The sequence below is a fragment of the Citrobacter sp. L55 genome (assembly GCF_002850715.1).
Taxonomy (GTDB): Bacteria; Pseudomonadota; Gammaproteobacteria; order Enterobacterales; family Enterobacteriaceae; genus Citrobacter; species Citrobacter braakii.
Map to the genome: position 1 here is coordinate 327,764 of NZ_KZ559401.1, position 14,430 is coordinate 342,193.

The 14,430-nt window shown below is 51.9% G+C and carries 17 protein-coding genes; 15 read left to right on the forward strand and 2 right to left on the reverse strand.

Annotated elements, in window-relative coordinates; all coding sequences use genetic code 11:
• Positions 1 to 160: 160 nt before the first annotated feature.
• The 7 genes from galP to ruvX all read left to right on the forward strand — a co-directional run bounded on the left by galP (position 161) and on the right by ruvX (position 5,855).
• On the forward strand, positions 161 to 1,555 hold the full coding sequence (gene galP, locus B9P82_RS08975) for a galactose/proton symporter (protein WP_016154390.1): 1,395 nt from the start codon (positions 161 to 163) through the stop codon (positions 1,553 to 1,555).
• Between the two features lie 77 nt (positions 1,556 to 1,632).
• The gene (locus tag B9P82_RS08980; protein WP_101700210.1) at positions 1,633 to 2,130 is read left to right on the forward strand and encodes a SprT family zinc-dependent metalloprotease; all 498 of its coding nucleotides are present in this window, start codon (positions 1,633 to 1,635) and stop codon (positions 2,128 to 2,130) included.
• A gap of 94 nt (positions 2,131 to 2,224) precedes the next feature.
• On the forward strand, positions 2,225 to 2,932 hold the full coding sequence (endA, locus tag B9P82_RS08985) for a deoxyribonuclease I (RefSeq protein ID WP_101700211.1): 708 nt from the start codon (positions 2,225 to 2,227) through the stop codon (positions 2,930 to 2,932).
• A 75-nt stretch (positions 2,933 to 3,007) separates the two neighbouring features.
• The gene (gene rsmE, locus B9P82_RS08990; RefSeq protein WP_016154393.1) at positions 3,008 to 3,739 is read left to right on the forward strand and encodes a 16S rRNA (uracil(1498)-N(3))-methyltransferase; all 732 of its coding nucleotides are present in this window, start codon (positions 3,008 to 3,010) and stop codon (positions 3,737 to 3,739) included.
• 12 nt (positions 3,740 to 3,751) lie between these two features.
• Positions 3,752 to 4,699 (forward strand): glutathione synthase, encoded by a 948-nt coding sequence (gshB, locus tag B9P82_RS08995; RefSeq protein WP_016154394.1) that lies wholly within the window; start codon positions 3,752 to 3,754, stop codon positions 4,697 to 4,699.
• A 176-nt stretch (positions 4,700 to 4,875) separates the two neighbouring features.
• Complete coding sequence (locus B9P82_RS09000) at positions 4,876 to 5,439, forward strand: YqgE/AlgH family protein (RefSeq protein ID WP_016154395.1); 564 nt, start codon at positions 4,876 to 4,878, stop codon at positions 5,437 to 5,439.
• Complete coding sequence (ruvX, locus tag B9P82_RS09005) at positions 5,439 to 5,855, forward strand: Holliday junction resolvase RuvX (RefSeq protein ID WP_003825428.1); 417 nt, start codon at positions 5,439 to 5,441, stop codon at positions 5,853 to 5,855. Before B9P82_RS09000 ends, ruvX begins: the two co-directional genes overlap by 1 nt.
• Here ruvX and B9P82_RS09010 read toward each other — a convergent pair.
• The gene (locus B9P82_RS09010; RefSeq protein WP_101700212.1) at positions 5,852 to 6,832 is read right to left on the reverse strand and encodes a type IV pilus twitching motility protein PilT; all 981 of its coding nucleotides are present in this window, start codon (positions 6,830 to 6,832) and stop codon (positions 5,852 to 5,854) included. The two genes, ruvX and B9P82_RS09010, sit on opposite strands and share 4 nt — an antisense overlap.
• Before the next feature lie 17 nt (positions 6,833 to 6,849).
• Between B9P82_RS09010 and B9P82_RS09015 the strand changes: the two genes are divergently transcribed.
• From B9P82_RS09015 to B9P82_RS09050, 8 genes are all read left to right on the forward strand, one after another.
• Positions 6,850 to 7,554: a YggS family pyridoxal phosphate-dependent enzyme gene (locus tag B9P82_RS09015; protein WP_101700213.1), complete on the forward strand. Its 705-nt coding sequence runs from the start codon at positions 6,850 to 6,852 to the stop codon at positions 7,552 to 7,554.
• 18 nt (positions 7,555 to 7,572) lie between these two features.
• Positions 7,573 to 8,139 (forward strand): YggT family protein, encoded by a 567-nt coding sequence (locus B9P82_RS09020; RefSeq protein ID WP_016154401.1) that lies wholly within the window; start codon positions 7,573 to 7,575, stop codon positions 8,137 to 8,139.
• Complete coding sequence (gene yggU / locus B9P82_RS09025) at positions 8,136 to 8,426, forward strand: DUF167 family protein YggU (RefSeq protein ID WP_101700214.1); 291 nt, start codon at positions 8,136 to 8,138, stop codon at positions 8,424 to 8,426. The genes B9P82_RS09020 and yggU overlap by 4 nt, the downstream gene beginning before the upstream one ends.
• 7 nt (positions 8,427 to 8,433) lie before the next feature.
• Positions 8,434 to 9,027: an XTP/dITP diphosphatase gene (locus B9P82_RS09030; RefSeq protein WP_016154402.1), complete on the forward strand. Its 594-nt coding sequence runs from the start codon at positions 8,434 to 8,436 to the stop codon at positions 9,025 to 9,027.
• Entirely contained in the window at positions 9,020 to 10,156 is a 1,137-nt protein-coding gene (hemW, locus tag B9P82_RS09035) for a radical SAM family heme chaperone HemW (protein WP_047357839.1), read from the forward strand. Before B9P82_RS09030 ends, hemW begins: the two co-directional genes overlap by 8 nt.
• Positions 10,157 to 10,469: 313 nt before the next feature.
• The gene (locus tag B9P82_RS09040; RefSeq protein WP_016157444.1) at positions 10,470 to 11,456 is read left to right on the forward strand and encodes a TRAP transporter substrate-binding protein; all 987 of its coding nucleotides are present in this window, start codon (positions 10,470 to 10,472) and stop codon (positions 11,454 to 11,456) included.
• A 44-nt stretch (positions 11,457 to 11,500) separates the two neighbouring features.
• A complete protein-coding gene (locus B9P82_RS09045; RefSeq protein ID WP_101700215.1) occupies positions 11,501 to 12,004 on the forward strand; it encodes a TRAP transporter small permease in 504 nt (167 codons plus the stop codon).
• Positions 12,004 to 13,305, forward strand: a complete 1,302-nt coding sequence (locus tag B9P82_RS09050) for a TRAP transporter large permease (protein WP_016157446.1) — start codon at positions 12,004 to 12,006, stop codon at positions 13,303 to 13,305. Before B9P82_RS09045 ends, B9P82_RS09050 begins: the two co-directional genes overlap by 1 nt.
• 63 nt (positions 13,306 to 13,368) lie before the next feature.
• On the opposite strand, the gene ansB is transcribed toward B9P82_RS09050, so the two are convergent.
• Positions 13,369 to 14,415: an L-asparaginase 2 gene (ansB, locus tag B9P82_RS09055; RefSeq protein ID WP_101700216.1), complete on the reverse strand. Its 1,047-nt coding sequence runs from the start codon at positions 14,413 to 14,415 to the stop codon at positions 13,369 to 13,371.
• Positions 14,416 to 14,430: the final 15 nt, after the last annotated feature.

Consider the following 14,430-nt stretch of genomic DNA (forward strand, 5'->3'; position numbering starts at 1 on the left):
TTCTATAATAATAAATAATGTTAACTTTCAACTCATTAAACAATAATCCACATGAATGCCAGTGTAACCGATTACACTAATGTGATGTGATTCGCATTTTTTTACCCCGTACTCACCTACCCTTAACATCAACAAAACTAGCTACCCAACGGAGGGCATCATGCCTGACAATAAAAAAACGGGGCATTCCAACAAAGCCATGACATTTTTTGTCTGCTTCCTGGCAGCCCTGGCTGGATTACTTTTTGGCCTGGATATCGGTGTTATTGCCGGTGCTTTACCATTCATCACCGACGAGTTCCAAATTACCCCACACACTCAGGAATGGGTGGTGAGTTCCATGATGTTTGGTGCGGCAGTGGGCGCCGTCGGCAGCGGTTGGCTCTCCTTCAAGCTGGGGCGTAAAAAAAGCCTGATGATCGGCGCAATCCTGTTTGTTGCCGGTTCGCTGTTCTCCGCCGCAGCGCCAAACGTTGAAGTGCTGCTGGTTTCCCGCGTGCTGCTCGGCCTGGCAGTCGGCGTTGCGTCTTATACCGCACCGTTGTACTTGTCCGAAATCGCCCCGGAAAAAATTCGCGGCAGCATGATTTCTATGTATCAGTTAATGATCACTATCGGTATTTTAGGTGCGTATCTTTCCGATACGGCATTTAGCTACAGCGGCGCATGGCGCTGGATGCTGGGCGTGATCATCATCCCTGCCCTGTTACTGCTGGTTGGCGTCATCTTCCTGCCGGACAGCCCGCGTTGGTTTGCGGCTAAACGTCGTTTTGTCGATGCCGAACGCGTTCTGTTGCGTCTGCGTGACACCAGCGCTGAAGCCAAACGCGAGCTGGATGAAATTCGTGAAAGCCTGCAAGTGAAGCAGAGCGGCTGGGCGCTGTTTAAAGAAAACAGCAACTTCCGCCGCGCGGTTTTCCTCGGCGTCCTGTTACAGGTGATGCAGCAGTTCACCGGGATGAACGTCATTATGTATTACGCGCCAAAAATCTTTGAGCTGGCGGGTTACACCAACACCACCGAACAGATGTGGGGGACCGTTATTGTCGGTCTGACCAACGTGCTGGCAACCTTTATCGCCATTGGCCTGGTTGACCGCTGGGGCCGAAAACCTACGCTGATCCTCGGCTTTATCGTCATGGCCGTCGGTATGGGCGTGCTGGGTACAATGATGCACGTGGGTATTCACTCGCCAGCCGCACAATACTTCGCTGTCCTGATGCTGCTAATGTTTATCGTTGGCTTTGCGATGAGCGCCGGTCCGCTGATTTGGGTACTGTGCTCTGAAATCCAGCCGCTGAAAGGTCGCGATTTCGGCATCACCTGCTCTACCGCAACTAACTGGATTGCCAACATGATTGTCGGCGCAACCTTCCTGACGATGCTGAACTCGCTGGGCAGCGCCAACACCTTCTGGGTCTACGGTGGCCTGAACGTACTGTTCATCTTCCTGACCCTGTGGCTGATCCCTGAAACTAAAAACGTCTCTCTGGAACACATTGAACGTAACCTGATGAAAGGTCGTAAACTGCGCGAAATTGGCGCACACGACTAATCTCGTTAGGCTTCCTCCCCCGTGGGAGGGAGCCTTCCTCTTGCAGTCCCTTCCCTGTCGCACTATCCTCTGGCGTTATGAAAACCTCCCGTCTCCCGATCGCCATCCAGCAAGCCGTTATGCGCAGCCTGCGGGAAAAACTCGCTCAGGCCAATCTCAAGCTCGAACGCCAATACCCGGAACCAAAGCTGGTTTACCAACAGCGCGGAACCGCCGCGGGTACCGCGTGGCTACAAACCTACGAAATTCGTCTTAATCCAGTTTTGCTGATAGAGAATGTTGACGCGTTCGTTAACGAAGTGGTGCCCCATGAACTGGCGCATCTACTGGTGTGGAAACACTTTGGCCGCGTACCGCCGCACGGGAAAGAGTGGAAATGGATGATGGAGAGCGTGCTAGGCGTACCGGCCCGGCGCACGCATCAGTTTGAGCTGCAATCCGTGCAGCGTAAGACCTTTACATACCGCTGTAAGTGTCAGGAGCACCAACTGACCGTCCGCCGCCATAACCGCGTTGTACGCGGCGAAGCCACCTACCGCTGCGTTCACTGCGGTGAACCGCTGGTTGCAGAATAATCTTCAGAATTATCAGGAACTTTTCTGATCTAACTGATTGCATACAGGAATGACTTTCGCTACGTTGCGGGCTCGTTTTGACACGGAGTTCGTGATGTACCGTAATCTTTCTTTTGCTGCGGCCCTGTTAGCCGCTGCGTTTTCAGGCTCGGTTTTAGCCGAAGGCATCAACAGTTTTTCTCAGGCAAAAGCAGCGGGCGTTAAAGTTAACGCCGATGCGCCAGGCGATTTCTATTGCGGATGTAAAATTAATTGGCAAGGAAAAAAAGGGGTCGTTGACCTCGAATCCTGCGGCTATAAAGTGCGAAAAAATGAAAACCGCGCCAGTCGAATTGAATGGGAACACGTTGTCCCCGCCTGGCAATTTGGTCATCAGCGCCAGTGCTGGCAGGACGGAGGGCGTAAAAACTGCGCTAAAGATCCGGTCTATCGCAAAATGGAAAGCGATATGCATAACCTGCAGCCCGCGGTGGGTGAGGTCAATGGCGATCGCGCAAACTTTATGTACAGCCAGTGGAACGGTGGTGAAGGCCAATATGGACAATGCTCCATGAAGGTTGACTTCAAAGAGAAAGTTGCCGAGCCGCCAGCCCGCGCCCGTGGCGCCATCGCGCGTACCTATTTTTACATGCGCGACCAATACAACCTGACGCTCTCCCGCCAGCAAACTCAGCTTTTTAATGCCTGGAATAAGCAGTATCCGGTCACCGATTGGGAGTGTGAGCGCGACGAACGCATTGCGAAGGTACAGGGGAACCATAACCCCTATGTGCAACGCGCTTGCCAGGCGCAAAAGAGCTAACCTACACTAGCAGCAATATTTTTTAACCATGCCCTGGCCTTTTGCAGCTCAGGGCCATGACGCGGATGTTTAACTATGCGCATTCCTCGCATTTATCACCCTGAGCCACTCACTTCCGGCAGCCAAATTTCACTGTGTGAAGATGCAGCCAACCATATCGGCCGCGTGCTGCGTATGGGGCCAGGCCAGGCGCTACAGCTGTTTGATGGCAGCAATCAGGTATTCGACGCCGAAATCACCCACGCCAGTAAGAAAAGCGTGGACGTGAAGGTGCTTAACGCTGAACTCGACGATCGAGAATCGCCGCTGCACATCCACCTGGGCCAGGTGATGTCGCGGGGTGAAAAAATGGAATTTACTATCCAAAAATCGATTGAACTGGGTGTAAGCCTCATTACGCCACTTTTTTCTGAGCGCTGCGGCGTTAAACTGGACAGCGAACGCCTGAACAAGAAGCTCCAGCAGTGGCAGAAAATCGCCATTGCCGCCTGCGAACAGTGCGGTCGTAATCGGGTGCCTGAAATTCGCCCGGCGATGGATCTGGAAGCGTGGTGCGCCGAACAGGATGAAGGTCTGAAACTGAACCTGCATCCCCGCGCCAGCGCCAGCATCAATACGCTGCCGCTCCCGGTGGAACGCATCCGCTTGCTGATTGGCCCCGAAGGTGGGCTGTCGGCAGATGAAATTGCCATGACCGCACGGTATCAGTTTACTGATATTCTGTTAGGACCTCGCGTTCTGCGTACTGAGACAACTGCGCTCACCGCCATCACCGCGCTACAGGTGCGTTTTGGCGATCTGGGCTAACGGAGAAGAACAATGATCAAGCTCGGCATCGTGATGGATCCCATCGCAAGCATCAACATCAAGAAAGATTCCAGCTTCGCTATGCTGCTGGAAGCGCAACGTCGCGGTTACGAAATTCATTATATGGAAATGGCCGATCTCTATCTGATCAACGGTGAAGCCCGCGCCCGTACGCGTACCCTGAGCGTAGAGCAGAACTACGACAAATGGTATGAGTTCAATAGCGAGCAGGATCTCCCGCTGGCAGATCTGGACGTCATTCTGATGCGTAAGGATCCGCCGTTTGATACCGAGTTCATCTATGCAACCTATATTCTGGAACGTGCAGAGGAGAAAGGGACGCTAATCGTCAACAAACCGCAGAGCCTGCGCGATTGTAACGAGAAGCTGTTCACCGCATGGTTTGCCGACCTGACACCGGAAACGCTGGTCACGCGTAACAAAGCGCAGCTGAAAGCCTTCTGGCAAAAACACAGCGACATCATTCTCAAACCGCTGGACGGCATGGGCGGCGCATCTATTTTCCGCGTCAAGGAAGGCGATCCGAACCTTGGCGTCATTGCCGAAACGCTGACCGAGCACGGTACCCGTTATTGCATGGCGCAGAACTATCTGCCGGCAATTAAAGACGGCGATAAACGCGTGCTGGTGGTCGATGGCGAACCCGTTCCGTACTGCCTGGCGCGTATTCCACAAGGCGGCGAAACCCGTGGCAACCTGGCAGCCGGCGGTCGTGGCGAGCCGCGTCCATTAACCGACAGCGACTGGGAAATTGCACGTCGCATTGGGCCAACGCTGAAAGCAAAAGGTTTGATTTTTGTCGGTCTGGATATCATTGGCGACCGTCTGACGGAAATTAACGTCACCAGCCCAACCTGTATTCGTGAAATTGAAGCGGAGTTCCCGGTTTCGATTACCGGTATGCTGATGGACGCCATCGAGGCACGTTTGCAGAAATAAATAAGTTGCCGGATGGCGATGCCTTCGCGTCTTATCCGGCCTACATTCGCACCCCGTAGGCCGGATAAGGCGAAGCCGCCATCCGGCAAAGCTATCTTCAGAGGGTGACATCTTCGCGCTTTGCCCACATACTGGGCTCTGTTGCTTTTTTGAACCAGGAAACAGAACCTCTGACAATGAATTTACAGCATCACTTTCTAATTGCCATGCCTGCTCTCCAGGATCCGATTTTCCGCCGTTCCGTGGTGTATATCTGTGAACACAATGAGAACGGAGCAATGGGGATTATCGTCAATAAGCCTCTGGAAAACTTACAAATTGAAGGGATTCTGGAAAAGCTGAAGATTACTCCAGAAGCACGCGATCCTGCCATTCGTCTGGACAAACCGGTGATGCTCGGCGGCCCGCTGGCGGAAGACCGTGGATTTATTCTACACACCCCGCCGTCACGCTTTGCCTCCAGTATTCGCATTTCAGATAACACGATCATCACCACCTCCCGCGATGTACTTGAAACCCTGGGTACACAGGAGCAACCATCTGAAGTGCTGGTTGCGCTGGGCTATTCATCATGGGAAAAAGGTCAACTGGAACAAGAGCTACTGGATAACGCCTGGCTCACTGCTCCCGCAGACCTCAACATCTTATTTAAAACGCCGATTGCCGACCGCTGGCGCGATGCGGCGAAGCTTATCGGGATTGATATTCAGACCATGCCTGGCGTGGCGGGACACGCCTGATGAGCGGAACATTACTCTCTTTTGATTTTGGTACGAAAAGTATCGGCGTCGCGGTTGGTCAACGCATTACCGGTACGGCGAGACCCTTGCCCGCCATCAAAGCACAGGACGGTACGCCAGACTGGAGTTTGATTGAACGTCTGCTAAAAGAGTGGCAGCCGGACGAAATCATTGTCGGCCTGCCGCTCAACATGGATGGCACCGAACAACCCCTTACTGCGCGCGCGCGCAAATTCGCTAACCGCATTCACGGTCGCTTTGGCGTAACCGTAACGCTGCACGATGAACGTTTGAGCACCGTCGAAGCCCGCTCAGGCCTGTTTGAGCAAGGCGGATACCGGGCGTTAAATAAAGGCAAAGTAGATTCCGCTTCTGCCGTTATTATCCTTGAAAGCTATTTCGAGCAGGGCTACTAAAGTCGCCCCTGCGCCTGGCGCTGCTGCTGACTTTGTGCAAACGTCTGCATACCTGTCTGCTGCCCGGTTTGAATCACACCGGGTAGCTGATGCGTTTTCCCTTCGCGGATCAAATTGCCCACGGCGGGAGTGTTGACGAGCAGTTCGAATAGCGCCACGCGTCCTCCCTGCTTATCTTCCTCCAACTTTTGCGAAAGTACCGCCCGCAGGCTGTCTGCCAGCTGGTTACGCACCGGATCTTTCTCCTGAGCGGGAAAGGTGTCCACCAGCCGCGCGATGGCCTGCGCCGCCCCTCGCGTATGTAAGGTTGCCAACACCAGATGCCCGGTCTCCGCTGCCGTTAAGGCCAAACGAATAGTTTCCACGTCGCGCAGCTCGCCCAGCAAAATGACGTCGGGATCTTCGCGTAACGCGCCGCGCAAACCGGCAGCAAAAGAAGCGCAGTGTACGCCCACCTCCCGCTGTTGAATAAGACAACGCTGGCTGGTGTAGCGATATTCAATCGGATCTTCCAGAGTCAGAATATGCCCCGCAATATGTTGATTAAGGTACTCCACCATCGCCGCCAGGGTGGTTGATTTACCGCTGCCGGTGGCTCCAGTGACCAGAACTAATCCATTTTCACCGTGCAGCAGTTCAGGTATGGCCTCCGGGGTCTGGAGATCGTCTAAACGAGGACATTCAAGCGGTAGCAATCTTAGCGCCAGCGAGGTTCCCTGTTGATGAGCAAATGCGCTGGCGCGTAGACGCCGGGAGTCCACCAGCGTAAGGGCAAAATCAATCTGCCCCTGTTCCCGCCACTGTACCTGTTGTTGCTCACTGAGCCAGCACATCAGCAGATTCTCCACGTCAGGGGGAGTAAATGGTGCTATTTCGACTTTTCCACCTATGCGCCAGCGCGCAGGCCATGCATTGCACAGGTGTAGATCCGACACGTTATGCTTTACACTAAGGGCCACTATTTCTTCCATATTCATATGAACATCCTCGGAAAATGAACGATATCGCGCATAACCTGGCACATGTCCGGGACAAAATCTCAGCCGCCGCGACGCGTTGCGGGCGGTCTTCAGAAGAAGTTATATTGCTTGCAGTCAGCAAAACCAAACCTGCGAGCGCCATCGAAGAAGCCATGACCGCAGGGCAGCGTGCCTTCGGTGAAAACTATGTCCAGGAAGGGGTGGATAAGATCCGCTACTTTCAGGAAAAAGGCGTTAACGATCTGCAGTGGCACTTTATCGGCCCGCTGCAGTCGAACAAAAGTCGTCTGGTCGCTGAACATTTTGACTGGTGCCATACGATTGATCGTCTGCGTATCGCTGCCCGTCTGAGCGAACAGCGCCCGGCGGAACTGCCGCCGCTCAATGTGTTGATTCAGATTAATATCAGCGATGAGAACAGTAAGTCAGGTATTCCGCTTGCAGAGCTTGATGCACTGGCCGCTGAAGTCGCCGCGCTGCCACGCATTACCCTGCGTGGTTTGATGGCGATTCCGGCGCCAGAGTCAGATTATGTAAGGCAGTTTGAAGTTGCACAGCAAATGGCGGTAGCATTTGCCGGGTTGAAAACACGTTACCCAAGTATCGACACGCTCTCACTGGGGATGTCTGATGATATGGATGCCGCCATTGCGGCGGGTAGCACGATGGTGCGCATCGGCACTGCCATTTTTGGTGCTCGTGATTACACTAAAAAATAAGGAAAACTAAGGAACACCATGAATACGTTGACCTTCCTGCTCTCAACGGTAATTGAGCTGTATACCATGGCGCTGCTGCTGCGCGTGTGGATGCAATGGTCTCGCTGCGATTTCTACAACCCGTTCTCGCAGTTTATTGTGAAAATCACTCAGCCCATTATCGGGCCGTTACGCCGTATCATTCCGCCGATGGGGCCAATTGACAGCGCATCGGCATTAGTTGCGCTCGTTCTGAGCTTTATCAAGGCTATCGTGCTGTTTAAGGTGGTTACGTTCCAGCCGATTATCTGGATCGCCGCCGTGCTGATTGTCCTGAAGACCATCGGACTGCTGATTTTCTGGGTTCTGCTGGTGATGGCGATTATGAGCTGGGTCAGCCAGGGCCGCAGCCCTGTGGAGTACGTGCTGATTCAACTGGCGGATCCGCTGCTGCGTCCTATTCGTCGCTTACTTCCAGGCATGGGCGGGATCGATTTCTCGCCAATGATCCTGGTTCTGCTGCTGTATGTCATTAACATGGGCATCGCAGAAGTGTTACAGGCGACAGGTAACATGCTGCTGCCGGGGCTGTGGATGGCGCTATGAGTGCCGTTACCCCCTGCGATAACGGTCTGGTTTTACGGCTCTACATTCAGCCTAAAGCCAGCCGTGACAGTATTGTAGGTTTACATGGCGACGAGCTAAAAGTCGCCATTACCGCCCCACCGGTTGATGGGCAAGCCAATAGCCATCTGGTGAAGTTTCTCGGTAAACAGTTCCGCGTGGCAAAAAGCCAGGTCGTCATTGAGAAGGGCGAGCTTGGTCGTCACAAACAGGTTAAAATCATTCATCCGCAACAGATCCCGCCCGAAATTGCGGCGCTAACTGATTAGGTATCCCATGCAAAAAGTTGTCCTCGCGACCGGCAACGCCGGTAAAGTGCGTGAACTCGCCTCTCTTCTGAGTGATTTCGGTCTTGATGTTGTTGCCCAAACGGATCTGGGTGTTGATTCTGCAGAAGAGACCGGGCTGACGTTTATTGAGAACGCCATTCTGAAGGCACGTCATGCCGCGCAAATTACCGGTTTACCCGCCATTGCTGATGACTCCGGTCTGGCGGTAAATGCCCTTGGCGGCGCGCCGGGCATCTATTCAGCCCGCTATTCCGGCGAAGATGCAACCGATCAGCAGAACCTGGAAAAACTGCTCCACACCCTGCAGGATGTTCCTGATGACAAGCGCCAGGCACAATTCCACTGCGTGCTGGTGTATATGCGCCATGCAGACGATCCAACACCTGTGGTTTGCCACGGACGCTGGCCGGGCGTTATTGCCCGTGAACCTGCCGGAAACGGTGGTTTTGGCTACGACCCAATCTTCTTTGTGCCCTCCGAAGGGAAAACCGCCGCCGAACTGACCCGCGAAGAAAAGAGTGCGATTTCTCACCGCGGACAAGCGCTGAAGCTGCTGCTGGATGCCCTGCGTAATGGTTAAGCTTCCGCCGTTAAGTCTTTACATTCACATCCCGTGGTGCGTGCAGAAATGCCCGTACTGCGACTTCAACTCGCATGCGCTTAAAGGCGAAGTTCCTCATGACGACTATGTGCAGCATCTGCTGAGCGATCTGGATTCTGAGGTGGCCCACGCCCAGGGCCGCGAGGTAAAGACGATTTTTATCGGTGGTGGTACGCCGAGCCTGCTTTCTGGCCCGGCAATGCAAACGCTGCTCGACGGCGTGCGTGCACGGCTGAATCTCGCCGCAGATGCAGAAATCACGATGGAGGCGAATCCCGGTACGGTGGAAGCCGATCGCTTTGTGGATTATCAACGTGCTGGCGTAAACCGTATCTCCATTGGTGTACAGAGCTTTAGCTCCGCCAAACTCGAACGTCTGGGACGTATTCACGGGCCGGAAGAAGCCAAACGTGCAGCGCACCTGGCGAGCGGTCTGGGACTACGCAGCTTTAACCTCGACCTGATGCACGGTTTACCGGATCAGACGCTGGAAGAGGCGCTGGGCGATTTACAGCAGGCCATCGCGCTCAACCCACCGCATCTTTCCTGGTATCAGTTGACCATCGAACCGAATACGCTGTTCGGGTCCCGACCACCGGTATTACCGGACGACGACGCGCTGTGGGATATTTTTGAGCAAGGCCACCAGTTGCTGACCGCCGCGGGGTATCAGCAGTACGAAACCTCAGCCTACGCCAGACCGGGTTATCAGTGTCAGCACAACCTAAATTACTGGCGTTTTGGCGACTATCTAGGCATTGGCTGCGGCGCGCACGGCAAAGTCACTTTCCCAGACGGTCGCATCCTGCGCACTACCAAAACGCGACATCCGCGCGGATACATGCAAGGACGTTATCTGGAAAGCCAGCGAGATGTCGCCGAGGCCGATAAGCCGTTTGAGTTCTTTATGAACCGTTTCCGGCTGCTGGAAGCCGCGCCTCGCGCGGAGTTCACGCAATATACCGGGCTTACCGAAGACGTTATTCGTCGACAGATCGATGAGGCCATTGCCCAGGGCTATCTGAGTGAATGCGATGAATACTGGCAGATTACCCAACACGGTAAGCTATTTTTGAATTCTCTGCTGGAGCTGTTTCTGGCGGAGTAATCTCTGTGCGCCTGTCGGCGCATTTTCTTCTACAAATTCCTCTAAATATTGTACTCGGAAAAACCGAGTACAATGCACGTCATTTATTGACAATAACCATATTAATTATTTTATTCATTTTAAATAGCCTCTTCACCAACATAAATATATTGAACACAGCGCACAAAATAAGATCAAACTGCTGCCATGCAAAAGGTATGTGATCTATATAGTGGATAGATGTCTGACAACTATATTAATTTATCATACAGAAAAAGGTGAACCATCATCAGATGTCAACCAATTACTGTACCTTAAAGCACGGAGCTTACTTATGAAAATCAAAACCTTTTCCCGCTCGCTAGTCTGTGCGTCCTTGTTGGCGCTACTTAGCACTGGCGCAAATGCTGCTGAAAAAGTGACTCTCAAACTGGCACACAACCTTGAACGTAGCCATGTGGTTCACCAGGCTTTCGAAGAAATGGCCAAAGAGGTAAAACAACTCTCCGACGGTAAAATGATTGTACGTATATATCCCAGTAGCCAAATGGGTAATGCCCGAGAAACGATGGAGTTGTTACAAAATGGCGCGTTGGATATGACAAAAGGTTCTGCCAGTGATTTAGAGTCATTTGATAATATTTATGCCATTTATAATTTACCTTTCTTATTTAAAGATCAAAACCATTTCAATAACGTTGTATTTGGTGAGGTAGGTAAAGACATTATGGAATCCACAAAAGAAAAGGGATTCTTTGCGTTATCTGCTTACGTTGCCGGCACGCGTAGTTTTTATGCCAAAAAACCTATTACCAAACCAGAGGATCTGAAAGGTCTGAAAGTCCGCGTTCAACCCAGCCCCACAACCATTAAAATGGTTGAACTGATGGGCGGATCGCCGACCCCCATTTCCTTCGGTGAGGTTTATACCGCTATGCAACAAGGTGTAGTGGATGGCGCAGAGAATAACGTTCCATCGTGGGTGCAAACACGTCATATCGAAATAGCTAAAGTCTTCTCCGAAGATGAGCACGCCTCTATTCCAGATTTTCTCGTTATCTCAACCAAAACATGGAATAAGCTGACCCCGGAGCAACAACAGATCCTTCGTCAAGCGGCTAAAAATTCCGAGGCTTATCAACAAAAGTTGTGGGATAAAATCGATGCTGATACCCGCGCTCAAGCAAAAGCTATGGGTGGCGAGATTATCAAAGTTGATAAAGCCCCTTTCCGCGCCGCTGTTCAACCGCTGTTTGATGACTTCAAAAAAGACCCAAAACATGCAGCTCTGCTAGCGAAGTTTGAAGACGCAGTACAATAACCCTTTGGGCCATTGATTGGCCCTGTTTCACCAGGAAACTCACCATGATACTTAACCGCCTTAAGCTTGCGGTAGACCGCGTCATTGCCGCATTTTCGGTCATCGTAATGATTGCGCTGGTAGTGTGCGTAGTCTGGCAAGTTTTTAGCCGCTACGTGCTCAATCAGCCCAGCACCTTAACTGACGAACTGGCACGCTTCTTAATGATCTGGGTCGGATTATTAGGTGCAGCTTATACCGTAGGCGCCCAGCGCCACCTGTCTATCGATCTACTGTTCATGTCGATTAATAAACGTAAACAGGCGTTATTGAGCTTATTCATTAATCTGCTGATTTTTGGCTTTGCAGGTTCAGTCATCGTTACCGGCGGTATCAAGCTGATTAATAAAACGCTGGCAACGGTGCAAGTTTCTGCGGCCATGCAAATTCCAATGGGTTACGTGTATATCATCCTGCCGCTCAGCGGCGCAGTCATGATGTTCTATGCCCTGTGGTTTATTCACCAAAATATTCAGCAACTGAAACAATCTTCGCAGGGAGTAATTTGATGGAAGGCTATATCGCACTAACCCTGTTTGGCTGCTTCTTTGTCCTGGTGTTCATTGGCGTACCTATTTCGTTCTCTATCGGTATCGCCACTGTAGCCTCAATGCTGCTGATGTTTCCTTGGGATGTTGCCGTTATCACTGTCTCTCAACGTCTGGCAAACGGATTAGATAATTTTGCCCTATTGGCGATCCCGTTTTTCATTTTCGCAGGTACGCTGATGAACAGCGGTGGGATCGCCATCCGGCTAATTAACCTGGCGCAGGTGATGGTTGGGCGAGTTCCCGGCTCACTTGGTCATGTCAACGTGCTGGCAAACATGATGTTTGGTTCGATATCCGGCTCTGCCGTTGCCGCTGCTGCAGCCGTTGGCGGTACGCTTAATCCTATTCAGACAAAGCAAGGATACGACCCAACCTTTTCGACAGCCGTTAACGTTTCCTCCTGCATTACCGGGCTGTTAATTCCACCATCAAATGTGTTAATTGTGTTTTCTCTTACTGCTGGCGGTGTTTCAGTTGCTTCGTTGTTTATGGCGGGTTATTTACCAGGGATCCTGATGGGGCTTTCGATCATGGTGGTATGCGCCATTATCGCCAAACGCCGTGGTTATCCCCTGTCGGAAAGGCCAACCTGCGCACAGGCAGTAAAAGCACTTCTGGATGCGCTACCGAGTCTGTTACTGGTCATCATTGTGATGGGGGGTATTTTAGGTGGGATCTTTACCGCAACAGAAGCCTCAGCGATTGCGGTCGTCTACACCTTCATTCTCTCGGTGCTGATTTACCGGGAAGTAAAATGGCGTGATTTACCAAAGCTGATCCTGGAATCAGTCGTGATGACCTCTATCGTACTGTTACTTATCGGCTTCTCTGTCGGCATGTCCTGGGCAATGACCAATGCCGATATTCCCTACATGATCAGTGACACATTAATGGGTATTTCCGATAATCCACTGATCATCCTACTGTTAATCAATATTGTACTACTGGTTGTTGGGATCTTTATGGATATGACACCGGCAGTCCTGATCTTTACCCCCATTTTCTTGCCAATCGCTCAAGAGTTAGGTATGGATCCGGTACATTTCGGCATCATGATGGTCGCCAACCTGTGCATTGGTCTGCTGACACCGCCGGTAGGAAGTGCATTGTTTGTAGGCTGTTCGATTTCTGGCGTGAAGATCCAGCAATTGATCAAACCCCTGCTGCCGTTTTACGCCGCATTGCTGGTCGCACTCATGATGATCGTATACATTCCACAGATCTCTCTGTTTATTCCACAGATGCTGGGGTTGATGTAAATACGAAGAGTAACTGCTTCTGGAGAATGCCCCAACGCTACGGTAGGGGCATTTTTTATGCCATTAATACTGATTAAACATTTCCTGGATCTGCTTAGGATCCTTGGTTTGGGTCAGAGCCAGTTGCAGCAGAACACGCGCTTTTTGCGGGTTCAGAGAGCCTGAAGCCACAAATCCGTATTTCGCATCATCAACTTCAGCATCCTGGGTGGTGGCGCCCGTTGGTACACGGGATGAGCGCACCACAACAGTACCTTTATGCGCGGCAGTTGCCAGCGTATCGAAAATAGTTTTATACAGGTTACCGTTACCTACACCCGCACTGACGATCCCGGCGTAACCCGCGTCTACCAATGCTTTGGCTGGCAGATCGGAGGCGTTAGCGTAGTTGTAAACAATCCCAACTTTCGGCAGCTCGGTCAGCTTAGATACATCGAACGGCGTGGATGTGGTGTGCTTACGCGCAGGCGTACGCTGGTAGTCGATTTTACCGTTATGGATATAACCCAGCGGACCATAGTTAACGGATTTGAAAGTAGCGACATCCGTGGTGTTAGTTTTGGTCACGTCGCGACCATCCATAACGGTGTCGTTCATCACCACCAGCACACCACGGTTGGCAGAGGCTTTGTCTGCGGCGGTTACCACGGCGTTATACAGGTTGAACGGGCCATCAGCGCTCATACCCGTAGACGGACGCATTGCGCCGACCATCACTACCGGCTTGTTGCACTTGACTGTGAGATCGAGGAAATAGGCGGTTTCTTCCATGGTATCCGTACCATGTGTTACCACGAAGCCGTCAGTTTTATCACACTCGGTATTAATCTTTTTCGCCAGCGTTAGCCAGACTTCATCATTCATATCCTGGGAGCCGATGTTCACCACCTGCTCGCCTTTCACAACGGCGATATCTTTCAACTGAGGTACGGCATCAACCAAATTTTCTACGCCGACTTTGCCTGCCGTGTAGTTAGATTTTGTTGCGGAGTCACCACCGCCGGCAATCGTCCCGCCGGTAGCTAAAATAGTGATGTTTGGCAGTGCAAGCGCCGCGCCGCTGAAACCCATAACCAGTGCGGCAAGTGCCGTTCTCTTGAAAAACTCCATGTTATTTCTCCAGTT

Excerpts from the sequence above, each read along its gene's own strand:
- B9P82_RS09030 (WP_016154402.1), top strand. The coding sequence starts at position 8,434 with ATGCAAAAAGTTGTCCTCGCGACCGGCAACGCCGGTAAAGTGCGTGAA.
- galP (WP_016154390.1), top strand. The coding sequence starts at position 161 with ATGCCTGACAATAAAAAAACGGGGCATTCCAACAAAGCCATGACATTT.
- ruvX (WP_003825428.1), top strand. The coding sequence starts at position 5,439 with ATGAGCGGAACATTACTCTCTTTTGATTTTGGTACGAAAAGTATCGGC.
- B9P82_RS09020 (WP_016154401.1), top strand. The coding sequence starts at position 7,573 with ATGAATACGTTGACCTTCCTGCTCTCAACGGTAATTGAGCTGTATACC.
- gshB (WP_016154394.1), top strand. The coding sequence starts at position 3,752 with ATGATCAAGCTCGGCATCGTGATGGATCCCATCGCAAGCATCAACATC.
- endA (WP_101700211.1), top strand. The coding sequence starts at position 2,225 with ATGTACCGTAATCTTTCTTTTGCTGCGGCCCTGTTAGCCGCTGCGTTT.
- B9P82_RS09045 (WP_101700215.1), top strand. The coding sequence starts at position 11,501 with ATGATACTTAACCGCCTTAAGCTTGCGGTAGACCGCGTCATTGCCGCA.
- ansB (WP_101700216.1), bottom strand. The coding sequence starts at position 14,415 with ATGGAGTTTTTCAAGAGAACGGCACTTGCCGCACTGGTTATGGGTTTC.
- B9P82_RS09010 (WP_101700212.1), bottom strand. The coding sequence starts at position 6,832 with ATGAATATGGAAGAAATAGTGGCCCTTAGTGTAAAGCATAACGTGTCG.
- B9P82_RS09040 (WP_016157444.1), top strand. The coding sequence starts at position 10,470 with ATGAAAATCAAAACCTTTTCCCGCTCGCTAGTCTGTGCGTCCTTGTTG.
- B9P82_RS09000 (WP_016154395.1), top strand. The coding sequence starts at position 4,876 with ATGAATTTACAGCATCACTTTCTAATTGCCATGCCTGCTCTCCAGGAT.
- B9P82_RS09015 (WP_101700213.1), top strand. The coding sequence starts at position 6,850 with ATGAACGATATCGCGCATAACCTGGCACATGTCCGGGACAAAATCTCA.
- B9P82_RS09050 (WP_016157446.1), top strand. The coding sequence starts at position 12,004 with ATGGAAGGCTATATCGCACTAACCCTGTTTGGCTGCTTCTTTGTCCTG.
- yggU (WP_101700214.1), top strand. The coding sequence starts at position 8,136 with ATGAGTGCCGTTACCCCCTGCGATAACGGTCTGGTTTTACGGCTCTAC.
- B9P82_RS08980 (WP_101700210.1), top strand. The coding sequence starts at position 1,633 with ATGAAAACCTCCCGTCTCCCGATCGCCATCCAGCAAGCCGTTATGCGC.
- hemW (WP_047357839.1), top strand. The coding sequence starts at position 9,020 with ATGGTTAAGCTTCCGCCGTTAAGTCTTTACATTCACATCCCGTGGTGC.
- rsmE (WP_016154393.1), top strand. The coding sequence starts at position 3,008 with ATGCGCATTCCTCGCATTTATCACCCTGAGCCACTCACTTCCGGCAGC.